The sequence below is a fragment of the Saccharopolyspora rectivirgula DSM 43747 genome, assembly GCF_000497205.1.
Classification (GTDB): Bacteria; Actinomycetota; Actinomycetes; order Mycobacteriales; family Pseudonocardiaceae; genus Saccharopolyspora; species Saccharopolyspora rectivirgula.
On record NZ_AYJW01000015.1, the window covers coordinates 23,178 to 43,075 of the forward strand.

10 protein-coding genes are annotated in these 19,898 nt (G+C 69.5%); 5 read left to right on the forward strand and 5 right to left on the reverse strand.

Annotated features, from left to right (window positions below; genetic code table 11):
• The first annotated feature begins 147 nt into the window (after positions 1-147).
• The 3 genes from SREC43747_RS0106405 (at position 148) to SREC43747_RS21530 (ending at position 8,433) form a co-directional block, all read left to right on the forward strand.
• On the forward strand, positions 148-3,900 hold the full coding sequence (locus SREC43747_RS0106405) for an ABC transporter ATP-binding protein (RefSeq protein WP_037331469.1): 3,753 nt from the start codon (positions 148-150) through the stop codon (positions 3,898-3,900).
• 554 nt (positions 3,901-4,454) lie between these two features.
• The gene (locus tag SREC43747_RS0106410) at positions 4,455-8,078 is read left to right on the forward strand and encodes a multifunctional oxoglutarate decarboxylase/oxoglutarate dehydrogenase thiamine pyrophosphate-binding subunit/dihydrolipoyllysine-residue succinyltransferase subunit (RefSeq protein WP_037331471.1); all 3,624 of its coding nucleotides are present in this window, start codon (positions 4,455-4,457) and stop codon (positions 8,076-8,078) included.
• Positions 8,079-8,259: 181 nt separating this feature from the next.
• Positions 8,260-8,433, forward strand: coding sequence for a DUF6104 family protein (locus tag SREC43747_RS21530; protein ID WP_236623058.1), 174 nt, complete (start codon positions 8,260-8,262; stop codon positions 8,431-8,433).
• 48 nt (positions 8,434-8,481) lie between these two features.
• Here the strand turns inward: SREC43747_RS21530 and hutI are convergent, their stop codons facing one another.
• The 4 genes from hutI to hutH all read right to left on the reverse strand — a co-directional run bounded on the left by hutI (position 8,482) and on the right by hutH (position 14,404).
• Positions 8,482-9,666 carry an imidazolonepropionase gene (hutI, locus tag SREC43747_RS0106420; RefSeq protein WP_029720328.1) on the reverse strand — a complete coding sequence of 395 codons (1,185 nt, stop codon included), beginning with the start codon at positions 9,664-9,666 and terminating at the stop codon, positions 8,482-8,484.
• A 7-nt stretch (positions 9,667-9,673) separates the two neighbouring features.
• Positions 9,674-10,990, reverse strand: coding sequence for a formimidoylglutamate deiminase (locus SREC43747_RS0106425; protein ID WP_029720329.1), 1,317 nt, complete (start codon positions 10,988-10,990; stop codon positions 9,674-9,676).
• A 214-nt stretch (positions 10,991-11,204) separates the two neighbouring features.
• Positions 11,205-12,860: a urocanate hydratase gene (gene hutU / locus SREC43747_RS0106430; RefSeq protein ID WP_029720330.1), complete on the reverse strand. Its 1,656-nt coding sequence runs from the start codon at positions 12,858-12,860 to the stop codon at positions 11,205-11,207.
• Positions 12,857-14,404, reverse strand: coding sequence for a histidine ammonia-lyase (hutH, locus tag SREC43747_RS0106435; protein ID WP_051387769.1), 1,548 nt, complete (start codon positions 14,402-14,404; stop codon positions 12,857-12,859). Before hutH ends, hutU begins: the two co-directional genes overlap by 4 nt.
• An 82-nt stretch (positions 14,405-14,486) precedes the next feature.
• Here hutH and SREC43747_RS0106440 point away from each other — a divergent pair, with 82 nt between their 5' ends.
• Both SREC43747_RS0106440 and SREC43747_RS0106445 read left to right on the forward strand, forming a co-directional pair.
• Complete coding sequence (locus SREC43747_RS0106440) at positions 14,487-15,269, forward strand: IclR family transcriptional regulator (RefSeq protein ID WP_029720332.1); 783 nt, start codon at positions 14,487-14,489, stop codon at positions 15,267-15,269.
• A gap of 80 nt (positions 15,270-15,349) precedes the next feature.
• Positions 15,350-16,876, forward strand: coding sequence for a bis-aminopropyl spermidine synthase family protein (locus SREC43747_RS0106445; RefSeq protein WP_236623056.1), 1,527 nt, complete (start codon positions 15,350-15,352; stop codon positions 16,874-16,876).
• On the opposite strand, the gene SREC43747_RS0106450 is transcribed toward SREC43747_RS0106445, so the two are convergent.
• On the reverse strand, positions 16,866-19,658 hold the full coding sequence (locus SREC43747_RS0106450; RefSeq protein ID WP_236623057.1) for a bifunctional diguanylate cyclase/phosphodiesterase: 2,793 nt from the start codon (positions 19,656-19,658) through the stop codon (positions 16,866-16,868). The genes SREC43747_RS0106445 and SREC43747_RS0106450 overlap by 11 nt on opposite strands.
• Between the last annotated feature and the right edge of the window lie 240 nt (positions 19,659-19,898).

A 19,898-nucleotide genomic window follows, 5' to 3' on the forward strand; every position in this document is an offset into this window, starting at 1 on the left:
GCGAGGGGACTTTTCTGCCGGCTCCGCCGGTGGAGGTCGCTTCCCTGACCCGCTCCCCCGTTGTGCGGTGGGGTTCGTCACCTTCGGTCATGAACGTCACCAAGTCGCGGCGCCTGCGGCTCGCTGGTGGCGGCATAACCTGGCGTCGTGAGCGACTCCGGTAGTGCGCGGACCGTGTCCGGTGGTTGGATCCGTCGTCTCGCCGCTGCTTGTTGGCGGCACCCCGCTGCGCTGTTGCTGGCGGTGGGGGCTTCGGTCACCGCGGTGGGGCTGGAGGCGCTGGCCCCGCTGTTGACCAAGGTGGCGGTGGACGATGCGGTTCGGGGCCGCACCGACCAGCTGTGGTGGGTCGTGCTGGCGCTGCTGGGGCTGGGGGTGTTCCGGTTCGCGGCCGCGTTCGTCCGCCGCTACAGCGCGGGGCGGTTGGCCGCCAACGTGCAGCACGATCTGCGGCGCGCGGTGTTCGCCACGGTGCAGCGGTTGGACGGGGGCAAGCAGGACGCGTTGCGCACCGGGCAGGTGGTGTCCCGGTCGATCAGCGACCTGCAGTTGATCAACGCGCTGTTGTCGATGTTCCCGCTGGCGGCCGGCACCGCGGTGCTGGCGGTGTTCGCGCTGGCGGCGATGCTGTGGTTGTCCCCGCTGCTGACCGTGGTGGCGTTGATCGTGGCGCCGCTGATCGGGGTGGTTTCGGCGCGCAGCAAGAAGCGCTTGTTCCCGGCGACCTGGTCGGCGCAGCAGCGGGCGGCGGACATCGCCCAGCAGGTCGAGGAGACCGTGACCGGGGTTCGGGTGGTGAAGGGGTTCGGCCAGGAGTCCCGGGAGGTTTCCCGGATGGAGGGCCGGGCCCGCCGGTTGTTCGCGGAGCGGATGCGTTCGGCGCGGATCAGTTCGCTGCCGGCGGCCAGTTTGTCGTCGCTCCCGCTGGCCGGGCAGGTCGGTGTGCTGGGCCTGGGTGGCTGGATGGCGCTGCAGGGCCAGGTGAGCATCGGCACGTTCGTGGCGTTCACCGGGTATGTGGCGATGCTGGCCTCCCCGGCCCGGATGCTCTCCAGCCTGGTGGTGCAGGCCCAGTTGGCTCGGGCTGGGGTGGAGCGGATCCACGAGCTGCTGGACGCGCAGCCGGAGGTGCGGGAGAAGAGCGGTGCTGTGCCGCTGCCGGACGGTCCGCTGCAGGTGGAGCTGGAGGACGTCACGTTCGGCTACACCCGGGACCAGCCGGTGCTGCGGGAGGTGTCGCTGCGGGTGCGCCCCGGGGAGACGGTGGCGCTGGTGGGCCCGGCGGGGTCCGGCAAGTCCACGGTGTCGCTGCTGCTGCCCCGCTTCTACGACGTGCATTCGGGGCGGATCGCGCTGGGCCGGACTGGGCAGCCGGGGTTGGACGTGCGGGATTTGCAGCTCGATTCGCTGCGCTCGGCGGTGGGCGTGGTGTTCGAGGAGGCGTTCCTGTTCTCCGACACCATTCGCGGCAACATCGCCTACGGGCGGCCGGACGCCTCCGAGGAGGAGGTGGTGGCTGCGGCGAAGGCCGCGGAGGCGCACGAGTTCATCAGCGCGCTGCCGGACGGCTACGACACGCTGGTGGGTGAGCGCGGGCTGACGTTGTCGGGTGGGCAGCGGCAGCGGATCGCGCTGGCGCGGGCGCTGCTGTCGGATCCGCGGGTGCTGGTGCTCGACGACGCGACTTCGGCGGTGGACGCGGCGACCGAGGCCGCGATCCACGGCACGCTGCGGTCGGTGACGGCGGAGCGCACCACGCTGTTGGTGGCGCACCGGCGGTCGACGTTGGCGTTGGCGGACCGGATCGCGGTGCTCGACCGGGGACGGGTGGTCGATGTGGGCACCCAAGAGGAGTTGCTGGAGCGCTGCGAGTTGTTCCGGGCGCTGCTGGCCGGTTCTGGGGAGTCCATCGATCGCCGGTTCGTTCCGGAGGCGTCGGACCGGCAGGGGGTCACCGCGGAGTTGTGGCCGGAGCCGGAGCCGGAGGATCCGGTGGCTGCGGGTCCGGCCGCGGCGGTGCCGGGCAAGCACGGGATCAGCAAGGCGTCGATGCCGCCGACCCCGGAGCTGCTGGAGGGGGTGCGGAGTCTTCCGCCGGCCACCGATCAGCCGCGGCGGGGGCCGGTCGATCCGACCGCGGACGATCCGGATTTCCGGTTGTCGAAGCTGTTCGGTTCGATCCGTTGGGGCATTGCTCTGACGGTGGCGCTGGTGGCCGGGGACGCGTTGGTGTCGGTGGTGTTGCCGACGCTGGTGCGCTACGGCGTGGATGCCGGGGTCGGTGCTGGTGACCCGGGCACGTTGTGGTTGTTGACGGCGGCTGCTGGGCTGCTGGTGGGGTTGGGTTGGTTGGTGGTGCGGGCGCAGACGGTGGTCGCTGCCCGGACCGGGGAGACCTTGCTCTACCAGTTGCGGTTGCGCAGTTACGCGCATTTGCAGCGGTTGGGGTTGGACTACTTCGAGCGGGAGTTGTCCGGGCGGATCATGACCCGGATGACCACTGACGTCGACGCGTTGTCGTCGTTCCTGCAGACGGGGTTGGCGACGTTCGTGGTCAGTTCGCTGACGCTGGTCGGGATCGCGGGGGCGCTGCTGGCCACGGATCTGCCGTTGGCGCTGGTGGCGATGTCGGTGCTGCCGGTGCTGGTGGTGGCGACGGTGGTGTTCCGGCGGGTGTCGAAGCGGGCTTATGCGGAGGCTCGGGAGCGGGTCAGCACGGTCAACGCCGATCTGCAGGAGAACGTGGCGGGGCTGCGGGTGGCCCAGGCGCACCGTCGGGAGCGGTTGGCCGCGCGCCGGTTCGCGCAGCGCAGTGATGCTTATCGGCGGTCGCGGCTGCGGGCCCAGTTGTACATCTCGCTCTACTTCCCGTTCGTGGCGTTCTTGTCCGAGGTGGCGTTGGCCGCGGTCGTGGGTGTGGGCGCGGCCCGGGTGGCCGAGGGCCGGTTGACGGCCGGGGTGCTGGTGGCGTTCTTGCTGTACTTGAACTTGTTCTTCTCCCCGGTGCAGCAGCTGTCCAGTGTTTTCGACTCGTACCAGCAGGCGAGCGTGGGGTTGCGGCGGATCGCCGAGCTGCTGCGGACGCCGACGTCGGTGCCGCCGGCGCGGAAGCCGGTGGAGGTTCGGGGGCGCCTGCGGGGTGAGGTCGAGCTGCGTTCGGTATCGTTCAAGTACCCGGGGACCGAGGCATTCGCGCTGCGGGACGTGTCGTTGCGGGTGCGCCCCGGGGAGACGGTGGCGCTGGTGGGCGCGACCGGTGCGGGCAAGTCCACGTTGATCAAGCTCCTCGCCCGGTTCTACGACGTGACCGAGGGCGCGGTGCTCATCGACGGGGTGGACGTCCGCGACTACGACTTGGGGTCGCTGCGCAGCCGGATGGCGGTGGTGCCGCAGGAGGGGCACTTGTTCACCGGTGATGTGGCCGCGAACATCGGCTACTCCCGGCCGGGGGCGACCGCGGCGGAGATCGAGGCCGCGGCGCGTTCGGTGGGGGCGCTGCCGGGGATCGCGATGTTGCCGCGCGGTTTTCGGCAGGAGGTCGGTGAGCGGGGCCGGTCGTTGTCGGCCGGGCAGCGGCAGCTGGTTTCGCTGGCTCGGGCCGAGCTGGTGGATCCGGACATCTTGCTGTTGGACGAGGCGACGGCGGCGTTGGACCCGGCCACCGAGGCGATGGTGGTGGACGCCAGCTATCGGGTGTCGCGGCAGCGCACCACGTTCGTGGTGGCGCACCGGTTGGCCACCGCGGCCCGGGCGGACCGGATCGCGGTGGTGGAAGCGGGGCGCATCGTGGAGCTGGGGTCGCACGCCGAGTTGTTGGCGGCCGATGGCCGTTACGCGCAGCTGTGGCGGTCGTCGGGTGGGGCGGAGCCGCTGGACGAGGGCGCGTCGAATATCGCCTGAGGCGAAAAAGAAATTTTTTTACCGCCATCCGGAAAAATTCGGCGGTGCGGTCCGCGTACTGGAAAGTAAGGGAATTTTCTTGCCGCTTTCCAGCCCCAAGGGAACTTCGCTCACCGCACCGCTGAATTCCGGGAACTTTTCTGCCCGCTTTGCGCGGGCGGACCTCCTCGACGAGGGCCGCTGTTCAGCGCCAAAACAGCTCGCTCGATTTAGTGACAAGGGGAACATCCCCGCCACACGAAACGTCATACTATTTACGAGCGACAACCCACATGGAGTACAAACAGATTGCCCGCAACCGAGTGAGACATGTTACGCGTGGTGAGTGACCCCGTGCAGCCCCCAGAGTCGCTCGCCGAGGACGGAGTTTTCCCCGGCGCGCCAGTCGTGGGCATCGCTCACCAGAGCGCAGTACTGCGTGTCAATCTCGGCAGCCGGGTCGTTAGCCTGTTAGTCGAGTGTCTGTAAATCACGAGCAGAGATTGAGGCGAACGCCAGCCGTGTCCAGCACCCCTGCGTCACAGTTCGGCCCCAATGAGTGGTTGATCGAGGAGATGTATGAGCGGTACCTCCAAGATCCCTCATCCGTAGACTCGGCGTGGCACGAATTCTTCGCCGACTACAAGACGGGCCAGCCAGCTAACCAGCAAGCCAACTCCGCAGCTGGCGCGGCAGCGACGACCCAGTCGAGCACGGCCACCGCCATCAAGCCCAGCGGGACCAACGGCCAGGTCACCCCTGCCCCCGCTGCGCAAGCCAGCAAGCCGGCGCCCAAGCCGCAGCCTTCCCCGACCCCGGCGGCCAAGTCCCCCTCGGCCCCGGAGGCCAAGCCCGGCGAGGACGTCAAACCGCTGCGTGGCGCCGCGGCCGCGATCGCCAAGAACATGGACCAGTCGCTGACCGTGCCCACCGCCACCAGCGTGCGCGCGGTTCCAGCCAAGCTGCTGTTCGACAACCGCATCGTCATCAACAACCACCTCAAGCGGAACAAGGGCGGGAAGGTCTCCTTCACCCACCTGATCGGCTACGCGCTGGTCCGGGCCCTGAAGGACTTCCCGAACATGAACCGCCACTACGCGGTGGACGAGAAGGGCAAGCCCGCGGTCGTCACCCCCGAGCACGTCAACCTGGGCTTGGCCATCGACCTGCCCGGCAAGGACGGCAGCCGCAACCTCGTGGTCGCCTCCATCAAGGCCTGCGAGGACATGACCTTCTACCAGTTCTGGCAGGCCTACGAGGACATCATCCGCAAGGCCCGCAGCAACTCGCTGACCGCCGAGGACTTCGCGGGCACCACGATTTCGCTGACCAACCCCGGTCCCACCGGGACCAACCACTCGGTGCCGCGGCTGACCAGGGGCCAGAGCGCCATCATCGGCGTCGGCTCCATGGACTACCCGGCCGAGTTCCAGGGCGCCAGCGAGCAGACCCTGGTGGAAATGGGCATCAGCAAGATCGTCACGCTGACGTCCACCTACGACCACCGGGTCATCCAGGGCGCCGAGTCCGGCGAGTTCCTGCGCCGCATGCACCAGCTGCTGCTGGGCGAAGACGGCTTCTACGACGACATCTTCGCCTCGCTGCGCATCCCCTACGAGCCGGTCCGCTGGAACCGGGACATCCCGGAGGGCTCGGTCGACAAGACCGCCCGGGTGCTGGAGCTGATCGACGCCTACCGCACCCGCGGTCACCTGATGGCCGACATCGACCCGCTGAACTACCGGCAGCGGCGGCACGAAGACCTCGACGTGCTCTCCCACAACCTCACCCTGTGGGACCTGGACCGCGAGTTCGCCGTCGGCGGGTTCGCCGGCCAGGAGAAGATGAAGCTGCGCGACGTGCTCGGCGTGCTGCGCGACTCCTACTGCCGCACCGTCGGCGTCGAGTACATGCACATCCTCGAGCCGGACGAGCGGGAATGGATCCAGCAGCGGGTCGAGAAGCCGCACAGCAAGCCCGACCCGTCGGAGCAGAAGTACATCCTGTCCAAGCTCAACGCGGCCGAGGCCTTCGAGACCTTCCTGCAGACCAAGTACGTCGGCCAGAAGCGGTTCTCGCTGGAAGGCGCGGAGACCGTGGTGCCGCTGCTGGACGCGGTGCTGGACAGCGCGGCCGCCAACGAGCTCGACGAAGTGGTCATCGGCATGCCGCACCGCGGCCGGCTCAACGTGCTGGCCAACATCGTGGGCAAGCCGATCGCCCAGATCTTCCGGGAGTTCGAGGGCAACCTCGACCCGGGCCAGGCGCACGGCTCCGGTGACGTGAAGTACCACCTGGGCGCCGAGGGCAAGTACTTCCGGATGTTCGGGGACGGCGAGGTCAAGGTGTCGCTGACCTCCAACCCGTCGCACCTGGAAGCGGTGGACCCGGTGCTGGAGGGCATCGTCCGCGCCAAGCAGGACATGCTGGACAAGGGCCAGGAAGGCTTCACGGTGCTGCCGGTGCTGCTGCACGGTGACGCCGCGTTCGCCGGCCAGGGCGTGGTCGCCGAAACCCTGAACCTGTCGCTGCTGCGCGGCTACCGCACCGGCGGCACGGTCCACGTGATCGTCAACAACCAGGTCGGCTACACCACCGCCCCGGAGCACTCCCGGTCCAGCAAGTACTGCACCGACGTGGCGAAGATGATCGGCGCGCCGGTGTTCCACGTCAACGGTGACGACCCGGAGGCCTGCGTCTGGGTCGCGCGGCTGGCGGTCGAATACCGCCAGACCTTCGGCAAGGACGTGGTCATCGACATGGTCTGCTACCGCCGTCGCGGCCACAACGAGGGCGACGACCCGTCGATGACCCAGCCGAAGATGTACGACGCGATCGACAAGATGCGCAGCGTCCGCAAGGTCTACACCGAGTCGCTGATCGGCCGGGGTGACATCACGCTCGAAGAAGCCGAAAAGGCGCTCAAGGACTACGCGGCCCAGTTGGAGCACGTCTTCAACGAAGTGCGCGAGCTGGAGAAGCACCCGCCGGCCCCGAGCGAGTCGGTGGAGAGCAGCCAGCAGATCCCCAAGGGGCTGTCCACCGCGGTGCCGCGGGAGGTCATCGAGCGGATCGCCGACTCGCAGATCGAGCTGCCGGAGGGCTTCACCCCGCACCCGCGGGTCAAGCCGGTGCTGGAGCGGCGCGCCAAGATGGGCCGGGAAGGCGGCATCGACTGGGCGTTCGCCGAGCTGCTGGCGTTCGGTTCGCTGGTCATGGAAGGCCACCCGGTGCGGTTGACCGGTCAGGACAGCCGCCGCGGCACCTTCGGCCAGCGGCACTCGGTGCTGATCGACCGCAAGACCGGCGCCGAGTACACCCCGCTGCAGCACCTGTCGGAGGACCAGGCGAAGTTCCTGGTGTACGACTCGGCGCTGTCCGAGTTCGCGGCGATGGGCTTCGAGTACGGCTACTCGGTGGCCAACCCGGACGCCCTGGTGCTGTGGGAAGCCCAGTTCGGTGACTTCTTCAACGGGGCGCAGTCGATCGTCGACGAGTTCGTCTCCTCCGGTGAGGCCAAGTGGGGGCAGCGTTCCGACCTGGTGCTGCTGCTGCCGCACGGCCACGAGGGTCAGGGCCCGGACCACACCTCCGCCCGGATCGAGCGGTGGCTGCAGCTGTGCGCTGAGGGCTCCATGACCGTGGCGATGCCGTCGACCCCGGCGAACTACTTCCACCTGCTGCGCCGGCACAACCTGGACGGCATCCACCGGCCGCTGGTGGTGTTCACGCCGAAGTCGATGCTGCGCCTGAAGGCCGCGACCAGTGCGGTCGAGGACTTCACGGAGGGCAAGTTCACCTCGGTGATCGACGACCCGACGCAGCCGGATCCGGCTTCGGTGCGCCGGCTGATCCTGTGCACCGGCAAGATCTACTACGAGCTGGCGGCGCACAAGAAGAAGCACGGTCTCGACGACACCGCGATCGTGCGGCTGGAGCAGCTGTACCCGCTGCCGCACCGCAAGCTCGGCCGGATCTTCGACCGGTACTCGAACGCCGACGACATCCGCTGGGTGCAGGAAGAGCCCGCCAACCAGGGTGCGTGGCCGTTCCTCGGCCTCGCGCTGCCGGAGTTGTTCCCGCAGCTGCAAGGCAAGATCAAGCGGGTTTCGCGGCGTGCGATGGCCGCGCCGGCCACCGGTTTGGCCAAGGTCCACGAGGTGGAGCAGGCTGAAGTGGTCAACAGCGCCTTCGCCTGATCGCTGAACTAGGAAAAGCCGCTGGTTCCACCGCGGACCAGCGGCTTTTCCATGCCGAGTAAGTTGAGGGCGGGGAACTTCCCGCTCCCGGGCGGCAGGGGAGTTCCCTTACTCTCGCCGTGTCAGTCTGGTGTGGTGAACTGCTGGTTCGCCGGCTTCTGGAGATTGCTTGGGAGGGACGGTGTACTTCACCGACCGCGGTATTGAGGAGCTGGAAGAACGTCGCGGTGAAGAGCAGGTCTCACTGGCGTGGGTGGCGGACCGGATGCGTGTTTTCGTGGACTTGAACCCGGAGTTCGAGGACGCCACCGAGCGGCTGGCCACGTTCCTGGCTCGGGACGACAGCGACGAGTGAGCTGACGCGCGGCTCGCTCCTCCCCCGCCCTGCGGCGGGGCTCTTCGCTCACCGGTCTTGCCGCCCACCGGGTGGTGGGACGAGGTCGTGGCCTTCCCGCCACACCGCGTAGGTCAGCGGCACGCCGGGCCGGTACGCGAGCCAGGCGGCGCTGGGGGCGTCGAGCAGGTGGAGGTCGGCGCGGGCACCGGGCCGCACCACCCCCACTGCCCCGTCGCCGGTTTCTCGGCGCAGCGCTCGAGCTCCTCCCCAGGTCGCTGCTCGCACCGCTTCGGCAACGCTCATCCCCATCTGCAGCACCGCGGTGGCCACGCAGTAGGCCATGGAGGTGGTGTAGGAGGAGCCGGGGTTGCAGTTGGTGGCCAACGCGACGGTGGCTCCCGCGTCGAGCAGCGCCCGGGCGTTCGGCAGGGGCTGGTGGGTGCACGCGTCGCAGGCCGGCAGCAGGGTTGCGACGGTGTCGGAGTTGGCGAGCGCGTCGATGTCGGCGCTGTCGAGGTGGGTGCAGTGGTCGACGCTGGCGGCTTGCTCGGCGACGGCCACCTGCACGCCGGGCCCGGGGCCGAGCTGGTTGCCGTGGACCCGCAGGCCGAGTCCGCGTTCGCGGGCTGCCCGCAGCACGGCTGTGGTTTGGTCGGCGTCGAACGCGCCGCGTTCGCAGAACACGTCGCACCAGTCGACGTGCGCTGCCACGGCGTCGAGCATGTCGGTGCAGACGTGGTGCGTGTAGTCGTCGGCGTCCCAGCCCGGGGGCACCACGTGGGCGCCGAGGAAGGTGACTTCGTCGACCAGTGCCGCGGTCTTGGCCGCTCGCAGTTCATCGTGGACGGTGAGCCCGTAGCCGGTTTTCGTTTCCAGGCACGTGGTTCCTTGCGCGGTGGCTTCCGCCAGGTGCCTGATGAGGTTGTGCTGGAGTTGTTCGTCGCTGGCGGCTCGGGTGGCTCGCACGGTCTCGTTGATCCCGCCCGCGGTGTAGGGTTTTCCGGCTGTTCGGGCGATGAATTCGCTGGTGCGGTCGCCGGCGAACACCAGGTGGGTGTGGCTGTCCACCCAGCCGGGCAGTGCCGCCCGCCCCTCGGCGTCGACCATGGTGTCGGCGTCCGGTGGGTTGTTCGCCGATCCGACCCAGCTGATGCGGTTGCCGGTCATCACGACCGCCGCGTCGTGCAAGGTGCCCAGTTCCGGGTCGTTGGTGGTGAGTTCGCCGATACCGGTGATGAGGGTGCTTTTCACGGGTGCCTCACGGTTGTTGCAGGGCTTGGAGCGCGTTGCGCAGCTGGGCGGGCACGTCCACGGTCCGGTGGTGTCCGTGGTGGACGATGCGCTGCCCGGCCACGAAGACGTCGGTGAGGTCGCTGGCGCGGGCTACCGCGGGTGCTTCGGCCACTGGCACGCCGGCCAAGCGCGGGGTGTTGAGGTCGATCGCGATCAGGTCGGCTTGGCAGCCGGTGGCCAGCTGTCCGCAGTCGGGCCAGCCGAGGGATCGGTGCCCGTTCTTGGTGGCCATGGCCAGCAGTTGGGGGCTGGTGAAGTGCCCCCGGGTTTCGGTGCGCAGCCTGGTGTGGGCTTCGACGGCTTGGGTTTCGCCGAGGAGGTCGATTTCGCTGTGCCCGTCGCTGCCGGTCGACAGCGGTGATCCGGCGGCGGCGAGCTCGACGGCTGGTCCGATGCCGTCTCCGAGGTCGGCTTCGGTGCTCGGGCACAGGCACACCCCGGTGCGGGTGCTGCCCAGCAGCGCGATGTCCTGGTTGGTCAGGTGGGTGGCGTGGATCGCGGTGAGGTGGGGGCCGAGGGCGCCGCGTTCGTCGAGCAGCTGGGTGGGGGTTCGGTCGTGGGCGGCCAGGCAGGCTTCGTTCTCGGCGCGCTGCTCGGAGAGGTGGATGTGCACGGGGGCGGTGGTGTGGCGGGCCCATGCGGTGATGTGCGGGATGTGGCGGGCGGGGACGGCGCGCACCGAGTGGATGGCGGCGCCGAGCCGGGTTCGCTGGTTGCCGGGGTGGAATTGCTGCACGCGGTGCATCCAGTTGTCGATGTCGCCGTCGCTGAAGCGGATTTGGACGCCGCGCACGGGGGTGGTGAAGCCGCCGGTGAGGTAGCAGGTGTCGAGCAGGGTGATCCGGATGCCGGCGTCGGCTGCTGCTCGGGTGAGGGCGTGCCCCATGGCGTTGGGGTCGCGGTAGCTGTGGCCGTTCGGGTCGTGGTGCAGGTAGTGGAATTCCCCGACGCAGGTGATTCCGGCGAGGGCCATTTCGGCGTAGGTGCCGAGGGCCAGTTGGTAGTACTGGTCGGGGTCGAGGGTGGCGGCGACCCGGTACATGTGTTCCCGCCAGGTCCAGAAGGTGCCGCTGCTGGTGGTGCGGCCGCGCAGGGCCCGGTGGAAGGCGTGGGAGTGGGTGTTGGCCAGCCCGGGCAGGACGAGTCCGTGGAGTTCTTCGGCACCGGGGTCCGGGGTGCGGGTGCGCTGGATGCTGGTGATCGTCCCGTCGGTGATGTGCAGTTGCACGCCGGGGGTGGGCCCGTTCTCCAGCCATGCCCACTGGCACCAGAGTGTGCTCATCGGCCGCTCCTGGGGTCGTGTTCCACCGTTCCGATAGTCCACAGTGGTGGTTCCGGTGGGGCGTTGCTCCCCTTCCGGGTTCGTTGTGGACGGTTCGCTGGGGTGCCCGGTGGTTTCGCTCGCGCCGGGTGGTGCGCCGCGAGTTGAAGGGAACTTTTCTGCCCGGGGGTGGCGGAAAAGTTCCCTTGCCGCGTGTTCTGCGCCGGGTGGTGGGTCATGGCACGAGCGGGGTGCGCAGGCCGTGTTCGGTGGCGGTGTCGCGGGCTCGGGAGTAGCCGGCGTCGGCGTGGCGGATGATGCCTGTCGCGGGGTCGTTGGACAGCACCCGCTGGAGCTTGCGGGCGGCCATCGGGGTTCCGTCGGCCACGGTGACCTGGCCGGCGTGCAGGGAGCGTCCCATGCCCACTCCCCCGCCTTGGTGCACCGACACCCAGGTGGCCCCGGAGGCGGTGTTGACCAGGGCGTTGAGCAGGGGCCAGTCGGCGACCGCGTCCGAGGTGTCGGCCATGTCCTCGGTTTCCCGGTGCGGGGAAGCGACCGATCCGCAGTCGAGGTGGTCGCGGCCGAGCACGATGGGCGCCTGCAGTTCGCCGCTGGCCACCATGTCGTTGAACAGCAGGCCGGCCCGGTCGCGTTCGCCGTGGCCGAGCCAGCAGATGCGGGCCGGCAGTCCTTGGAAGGGGACTTTCCTCCCGGCCAGTTCGATCCACCGGGCCAGGTGGTCGTCGTCGCCGAACAGCCGCAGGATCGCTCGGTCGGTGCGGGCGATGTCGGCGGGGTCGCCGGACAGCGCGACCCACCGGAACGGTCCTTTGCCTTGGCAGAACAGCGGCCGCAGGTAGGCGGGGATGAAACCGGGGTAGTCGAAGGCCCGTTCGCAGCCGCCCAGTTGTGCTTCGCTGCGCAGCGAGTTGCCGTAGTCGAAGACTTCGGCGCCGGCGTCCAGGTAGCCGACCATCGCGGTCACGTGGGCGGCCATGGATTCGCGGGCGCGGGCGGTGAACTCCTCCGGTTTTTCGGCCGCGTAGTGGGGCCATTCGGGCACGGTGACCCCGATCGGCAGGTAGCTCAGCGGGTCGTGGGCGGAGGTCTGGTCGGTGACGATGTCGGCTTCGACGCCGCGGCGCAGCAGTTCGGGCAGGATTTCGGCGGCGTTGCCGATGACGGCCACCGAGTGCGCGCGCCGCTGGTGCTTCGCGGTGACCGCGGCGCGGACGGCCGTGTCGAGGTCGTCGGCGACCTCGTCGAGGTAGCCGTTGTGCAGGCGGCGCCGGGCGCGGTCCGGGTCGCATTCCACCAGCAGTGCTGCCCCGCCGTTGAGGGTGATCGCGAGCGGTTGGGCGCCGCCCATTCCGCCGAGTCCGGCGCTGACGGTGAGGGTGCCGGCGAGGGTGCCGCCGAAGCGCTGGTCGGCGATGGCGGCGAAGGTTTCGTAGGTTCCTTGCAGGATTCCTTGGGTTCCGATGTAGATCCAGGAGCCGGCGGTCATTTGGCCGTACATCATCAGGCCGAGTTCGTCGAGCCGCCGGAATTCGTCCCAGGTCGCCCATTGGCCGGTGAGGTTGGAGTTGGCGATCAGCACGCGGGGCGCCCATTCGTGGGTGGGGAGCACCCCGACCGGTTTGCCGGACTGCACCAGGAGGGTTTCGTCGTCGCGCAGGGAGATCAGTTCGCGCACGATGGCCTGGTAGCAGTCCCAGTTGCGGGCGGCTTTGCCGGTTCCGCCGTAGACCACCAGGTCTTCTGGGCGTTCGGCCACTTCGGGGTCGAGGTTGTTCTGCAGCATGCGCAGGGCGGCTTCGGTGCTCCAGCTGCGCGCGGTCCGGGTGGTGCCGCGGGGTGCGCGGATGTGGTGCTCGGTGCTGGTCATGGTTGCTCCTGGCCGAGGTGGGTGGTGATCAGGTGGTGGAGTTCGCCGCTGCGGATGAGGTGTTCGGCGGCGGCGATTTCCGGGCTGGTGTGCCGGTCCGGTCCTGGGCCGGGGACTCGGGTGCGCAGCAGGTCGCGGGCGGCTGCGGTGGCGGGGGCTGGTTGCAGCGGGGCGCGCAGGTCGAGGGCTCGGGCGGCGGTGAGCAGTTCGACGGCCAGCACGGTGGTCAGGGAGTTGATGGCGGCGCGGAGTTTGCGGGCCGCGGCCCAGCCCATGGACACGTGGTCTTCTTGCATGGCGCTGGTGGGGATGGAGTCCACTGAGGCGGGGACGGCGAGGCGTTTGAGTTCTGCGGTGATGGCGGCTTGCGTGTAGTGGGCGATCATGTAGCCGGAGTCGACTCCGGGGTCGTCGGCGAGGAAGGCGGGCAGCCCGTGGGAGCGGGCGACGTCGAGCATCCGGTCGGTGCGGCGCTCGGCCATGCTGGCCATGTCGGCGACGGGGATGGCGAGGAAGTCCAGCACGTAGGCGAGCGGGGCGCCGTGGAAGTTGCCGTTGGATTCCACGCGCCCGTCGTCGAGGAGCACGGGGTTGTCGATGGTGGCGGCGAGTTCGGCGTCGGCGGTGGTTTCGGCGTGGCGGATGGTGTCGCGGGCGGCCCCGTGCACTTGGGGTGCGCAGCGCAGCGAGTAGGCGTCTTGGACGCGGGGGCAGTCGGGTCCGCGGTGGCTGGCGATGATCGCGGAGTCGGCGAGGAAGGCGCGCATCCGGGCGGCGGAGACGGCTTGCCCCGGGTGGGGGCGCAGGTGTTGCAGGTCGGCGGCGAACGCCCGGTCGGTGCCCAGGAGGGCTTCCACGCTCATGGCGGCGGTGAGGTCGGCGATGTCGACCAGGGCGGTCAGGTCGTGCAGGGCGAGGACGAGCATGCCGAGCATGCCTTCGGTGCCGTTGGTGAGGGCGAGGCCTTCTTTTTCGCCCAGGGTGACGGGTTCGAGGCCGGCTTCGGCGAGTGCTTCGGCGGCGGGGCGGCGTTGCCCGCTGGGGGTGAGGACTTCACCTTCTCCGGTGAGGGCGAGGGCGATGGTGGCGAGCGGGGCGAGGTCTCCGGAGCAGCCCAGTGAGCCGTGTTCGCCGACGACCGGGGTGATGCCGGTGTTGAGCAGGTCGGCGAGGGCGTGGGCGGTTTCGGGGCGCACACCGGTGCGGCCGGTGGCGATGGTGCGCAGGCGCAGGGCCATGGCGGCCCGCACCACTTCGACCTCGACGGGGTTCCCGGCGCCGGCGGCGTGGGAGCGGACGAAGGAGCGTTGCAGGTCGGTGCGGCGGTGGGTGGGGATGTGCCGGACGGCGAGCGCCCCGAACCCGGTGGAGATGCCGTAGACGGGGCGGTTTTCGGTGGCGAGTTTGTCGATGTGGTTGCGGGCGGTGGTGATGTTGTTGATGGCTTGCGGGGTGAGTTCGACGCGGCCCTGGTGGCGGGCGATGTCGACCAGTTGGGCGCGGGTGAGCGGGGTGGGGCCGAGTTGGTGGGTGTTGGCCTGCATGTGTCCATCTGACCGTGCGGGCGCGGGCGGGGTTAAGTCCGGTTAGGGTGAGAGTGTCTGGTATTCCAGACTGGAGGCGCGGGTGGGGCGCAGCAGTAGTGTTCCGGCGCTGCGGCGCGGCCTGGGGATCCTGCGGTTGTTGGGCCGGCGGAGCGGTCCGGTGTCGGCCGAGGTGATCGCCCGCGAGTTGGGGTTGCCGCGTTCGACGACGTACCACTTGCTGTCGGAGCTGGTCGACGCGGGTTTTGTGACGCGTTTCCCGGAGGAGCACCGGTTCGGTTTGGGCTCGGTGGTGCTCGAGCTGGGGGCGGCTTACGTGCGGCACGAGCCGCTGGAGCGCTTGGCGGGCCCGGTGTTGCGGCGGCTGGTGGACGAGGTGGGGTTTCCCGCGCACCTGGGGGTGCTGCGCGGGGGCGAGTTGCTGTACTTGGTGGCGGAGCAGCCGGTGTGGCCGCAGACGCTGGTGTCGGGTGTGGGGGTTCGGTTGCCGGCGCAGTTGACCGCTTCGGGGCGGTCGATGTTGGCGCACCTGCCGGCCGCGCAGGTGCGGGCGCTGTTGCCGTCGGGTGACCGGTTCGTGTTGCGCACTGGCCGTGGTCCGCGGGATTTGCCGCAGTTGCGGCGGTTGTTGGCGGCGGAGCGGCGGCGGGGTTGGTCGGTCGAGGACGGCTTCATCACGGAGGGGTTCGCGTCGGTGGCTTGCCCGGTTTTCGACCACGAGTCGTATCCGGTGGCGGCGGTGGGGGTGGCGTTCCGGCACGAGTGCGCTGGCCCGGAGGGGTGCGGGCGGACGTGGCCGGAGTTGGCGGAGCGGGCGCACCGGGCGGCGGCGGAGTTGGCCGGCCGGTTGCGGGGCCGCGGTTGAGGCTGCTGCCGGGCGGGTGGTGAGCGGACCGTAAGCTGGGTTGCCTGATGAGCACAGCCCAGCGCACCGGAACAGCCCGTATGAGTGAGCCCATTGACGCGGTAGCGGACCAGTTGCGGCAGGCGGGTGTGCTCGCCCGCCGGTTGCGGGAGGTGCTGGGTTTGCTGGCCGCCGGTGGGGCGCGGCCGTTGGACGAGCTGGTGCGTTCGACCGGGGTGCCGCGGCGGGACGTGGAGCTGCTGTTGGCGGCGGCGCAGGGGGACGTGGAGGCCGCGGCGGGTGGTTTCCGGTTGTCGGAGCGGGCCGCGTCGCGGTACGTGGAGAGGTTCGCGCTCGACGGGCTCGACGCCCCGGTGGGGACGGGTGCGCAGCTGGAGCTGTTGCGCTCGTTCGTGGCGTCCGGGCCGGCCCCGGACGCGGCGTTGGACCACGTGACCGCCACGCCGGAGACGGTGTTGCGCCGGGCGGAGTGGCTCAGCGCGCACTACGACTTGGCCGGTGCCCGCGTGGTGTGCTTGGGGGATCACGATTTGACGTCGCTGGCGGTGAAGCTGCTGGTGCCGTCGGCGTCGGTGACCGTGGTGGACGTGGACGAGCGGATCCTGCAGCACCTGGACCGGGTGTCGGCCGAGCAGGGGTTCGAGCTGTGCACGTTGCACGCTGATCTGCGGTTCGGGTTGCCCGCGGGGGTGGCGGAGTCGGCGGACGTGGTGATCACCGACCCGCCGTACACCCCGGAGGGGATCGGGTTGTTCGCCAGTCGGGCGGTGGAGTGCTTGGCGGACGGCGGTGGCCGGGTGGTGATCGCCTACGGGTTCAGTCCGCGCACTCCCGCGCTGGGGCACAAGGTGCAGCAGGAGTTGTTGCGGCTGGGGTTGGTGTTCGAGGCGGTGCTGCCGGGGTTCAACCGCTATTTCGGGGCGCAGGCCATCGGCAGCAGCAGTGACTTGTACGTGTGCCAGCCGACCGCGAACGCCCGCAGGACCGTGTTGCGGCAGGGCACCGGGATTTACACGCACGGGCCGCATTCGGTGGAGTCGGCTCGGGGCGAGGTGTCCGCGGAGCTGCTGGCGGGGGTTGGTGAGCGGGCTGGCTGCCGGGTGGAGTCGTTGCGCGCGCCGGACTGGTCGCGCCCGGTGCGCGGCGACCGGGCCGGGGTGTTCGACTTGCGGGCGGATCCGGGGCCGTGGTTGTTGCGGATGCTGTTGGCGACCAATTCGCCGCGGGCGGTGTTCTTGGTGGACAACAACCACCCGGACATCACCGGGGAGGCCGGGCAGCGGGCGTTGGCCGAGTTGGTGGCGGACAAGTACGCGTTGCGGTTCCACCGCAGCAGCCCGGACCGCAAGCACGCGGTCGTGGTGGCCGAGGAGCGCGAGCCGGGTTCGGCGGCGGGTTTCGTGCTGCGCCGGGCGCACGGCAAGTTGCGCAACGTGTGGCGGGAAGCGTTGATCGAGCAGGCCGGTGGTGCGCTGTCGAAGCGGGAGGCGGTGGAGCGGGTTCGCGCGCGGGCACCGCACCCGCGGGACCTGTCGCTGCGGTTGATCGATCTGCCCCGGCACCGCGTTCGGGACGTGCTGCGGGCGTTGGGGCAGGTCAGGCTTTGACCGTTTGCAGGAAGTTCTGCCGCATCAGGTGCCGGAACTCTTCGGCGGGGACTGCTGGGGAGAACAGCCAGCCCTGGTGGGCGTGCGCTCCTGCTTCGGCCAGCAGGCGGAATTGGGTGGGGGTTTCCACGCCTTCGGCGACGCACTCCCGCCCCATGGCCCGGGTCATGTCCACCACGGCGCGGGCCACCGCGTAGTCGGGTCCGCTGTCGCCCACGCCGGCGATGAACCGGCGGTCGATCTTGATGATCTGGGCGGGCAGGTCTTTGAGCCGTGCCAGGGACGAGTAGCCGGTGCCGAAGTCGTCGACGGCGAACCGGACCCCTTGCCGGCCGAGTTCCCGCATTTCGCGGCGGGGCCGGGCGGGCAGGTCGACCACGGTGGTTTCCACCAGTTCCAGCACCACGCGGTCCTGGTCGATGCCGCTCTCGTTGATGATGTCGGTGATGGCTTCCACGAAACCGGGGGTGCCGGGCACGAGGCCGGCCAGGTTGACCGCGATGCGCACCGGTTTCCCGTTCACCGCGGGCCAGGTGCGGGCTTCGGCGAGCGCGGTGCGCAGCACCCAGCGGTCCAGGTCCGGCAGCAGGTCGCCTTGTTCGGCCACCGGGATGAACACGTTGGGGCCGATGAAGCCGCGTTCGGGGTGTTGCCAGCGCAGCAGGGCTTCCGCGCTGATGGTCCAGCCGTCGCTGTCCACCACCGGCTGGTAGTGCAGCACGAGTTCGTCCCAGTGCAGGGCTTCGCGCAGTTCCCCTTCCAGCTGCATCTGGTGGTTGGCGTTGGCGATGAGGTCGGGGCTGGCGATGGTGATCTTGCCGGAGCCGCGTTGTTTGGCCTCGTACATGGCGGCGTCGGCGAACCGGAGCAGGTCTTCGCCGTGGCGGGTCGCGCCGTTGGGCATCGCCGCCCCGATGGAGGCGGTGACCCGCAGCAGTTGCCCGCCGACCGGCACCGGGGTGCGCAGGAGGGCGGCGACTTGGCTGATCAGCTCGTCGATGCCCCCGGCCGGTTCGAGGTCTTGGCAGATGATGACGAATTCGTCGCCGGAGATGCGGGCGGGGATGCAGCCCGGTGGGAGGCCTTCTTCCAGCCGGTTGGCCAGGGCGACCAGCAGTTCGTCGCCGGCGTCGTGGCCGAGGGAGTCGTTGATGCGTTTGAAGTTGTCGATGTCGCAGTACAGCACCGCGATGCTGTGGGTGTCGGCCCACTGCCACAGCCGGCGGAGCAGGTCTTTGACCGCTGACCGGTTGGGCAGCCCGGTCAGGTCGTCGTGGGTGGCTTGGTAGCGGAGCGCTTCGGCGGTGCGGCGGCGTTCGGTGATGTCTTGGAAGGCCACCAGCCAGAACTGGGTTCCGTCGTCTTGCACCGACAACGTCACGTGCAGTTCGCAGTAGACGGGTTCGCCGTCGGAGCGCAGCATGATGCGCTGCAGCACCCGGTGCGGTTGGTCTTGGCGCGGTGGTCGGGGCAGTCGCTGCTCCAGCTCGGCGGGGTGGGTGAGTTCGCCGATGCTCATCCCGCGCAGTTCTTCGATCTGGTAGCCGAGCAGGTCGCACAGGGCCTTGTTGGCGTCGACAAGGCGTTCTCCGCTGGCGTCGAACAGCCCGATGCCGACCGGGGTGATCGCCACCAGGTCGGAGAACCGCTGGGTGGTGCGCTGCAAGCGGGCGATCACCGCGCGCTGCTCGGTGACGTCCTGGGCGGTGCCGACCACGGTCCAGTGCCCGCCGTGGGAGACGGCTTGCCCGTGCACGCGCAGCAGCCGCACGCTCCCGTCGGCGAGCAGGTAGCGGTGTTCGACTTCGACCGGCTGGCGGTGCTGGGCCAGTGGTCGCCAGGCTTTGCGCACGTAGTCCCGGTCGTCCGGGTGCACTTGGTTGAGGTAGTCGTTGAAGCTGATGCGGCTGCGGTTCTCCCCGAGCACTTCCCGCAGCATCGGCGAGAGCAGGAAGGTTTTGCGCAGCGGCTCCCATTCCCAGGTGCCCAGGTGGGCGATGCGCTGGGCTTCTTCGAGTTTGCGGCGCTCGTTGAGCAGCTGGTTCTGCAGCTGCCGGTGTTCGGTGATGTCCTGGGTGGTGCCGAACACGCGGATGATGTTGCCGGCCCGGTCCCGTTCCACCCGGGCGGTGCACTGGTAGATGCGGCTGCCGTCGAGGCTGCGGATTTCCTGCTCGACCTGGGTGTCGGGGTCGGCTTCGCGCAGCTGGGCGAGGAACTTCTCGATCAGCGGGCGGTCAGCGGGGTGGACGGCGTTGGCCGCGTCGCGCGGGTCTTCGGGCTGCTCGTAGCCGGCGGCGGCGAAGAACTCCTTCGTCACTTCGCTGAGGTAGAACTCGCCGGTCTCCGGGTAGTAGGCCCAGCTGCCCAGTTTGGCCATCCGCTGGGTGGCGAGGAGCCGCTGCAGTTGGTAGTGCTCGGTTTCGCGCACCGGCTCGTGGTGCTGTTCTCCGGTGAGGTCGGAGATGTCGACCAGCACGGTGATGTTCAGGTCCTCGTCGTAGGCGTGCGGCCAGCTGACCAGGCGCACCGGTAGTCGACCGCCGGGGGTGACCAGCTGGGCGATGTTGCCCTTGCGGACCAGCAGGTGGGAGAGCTTGCGGCCGGTGAAGGCTTCCGGGGAGGACTGCCCGGCCAGGCGCAGCAGTTGTTCGGTGACGCGCACCACCGTGCCGTCTGCCGTGCTCAGCATGGCTGGCAGAGCGGGCAGCGGAAATTCCGCGGCCGGGTCGCCGGTGCCGGCGTGCCAGGCCCGCGTCCCCCCGTGGTCCCGCTTGCTCAACTGCACTCCTTATGGCGACGCGGATGCCCCTCCCCACCCACGCACATTCAGGTGATCCATAACACATTAGATCTGGTTGCGACTTTACCGTAGCCATACCCACCGTGACGGTGCATTCCCGGACGGCGGAAATCCCTCGGGTTCACTGCCTCCGATGGCCCAGCGCCGCGTGCGTGTTGCGCAACCGAGAACCAGAGTGCCCACATGAAAACGGTCGGGAGAGGTTCCTCTCCCGACCGT

Coding starts and splice junctions, on each gene's coding strand:
- hutU (WP_029720330.1), bottom strand. CDS start 12,860: ATGACCAGCACCGAGCACCACATCCGCGCACCCCGCGGCACCACCCGG.
- SREC43747_RS0106410 (WP_037331471.1), top strand. CDS start 4,455: ATGTATGAGCGGTACCTCCAAGATCCCTCATCCGTAGACTCGGCGTGG.
- hutH (WP_051387769.1), bottom strand. CDS start 14,404: ATGCAGGCCAACACCCACCAACTCGGCCCCACCCCGCTCACCCGCGCC.
- SREC43747_RS0106445 (WP_236623056.1), top strand. CDS start 15,350: ATGAGTGAGCCCATTGACGCGGTAGCGGACCAGTTGCGGCAGGCGGGT.
- SREC43747_RS0106425 (WP_029720329.1), bottom strand. CDS start 10,990: ATGAGCACACTCTGGTGCCAGTGGGCATGGCTGGAGAACGGGCCCACC.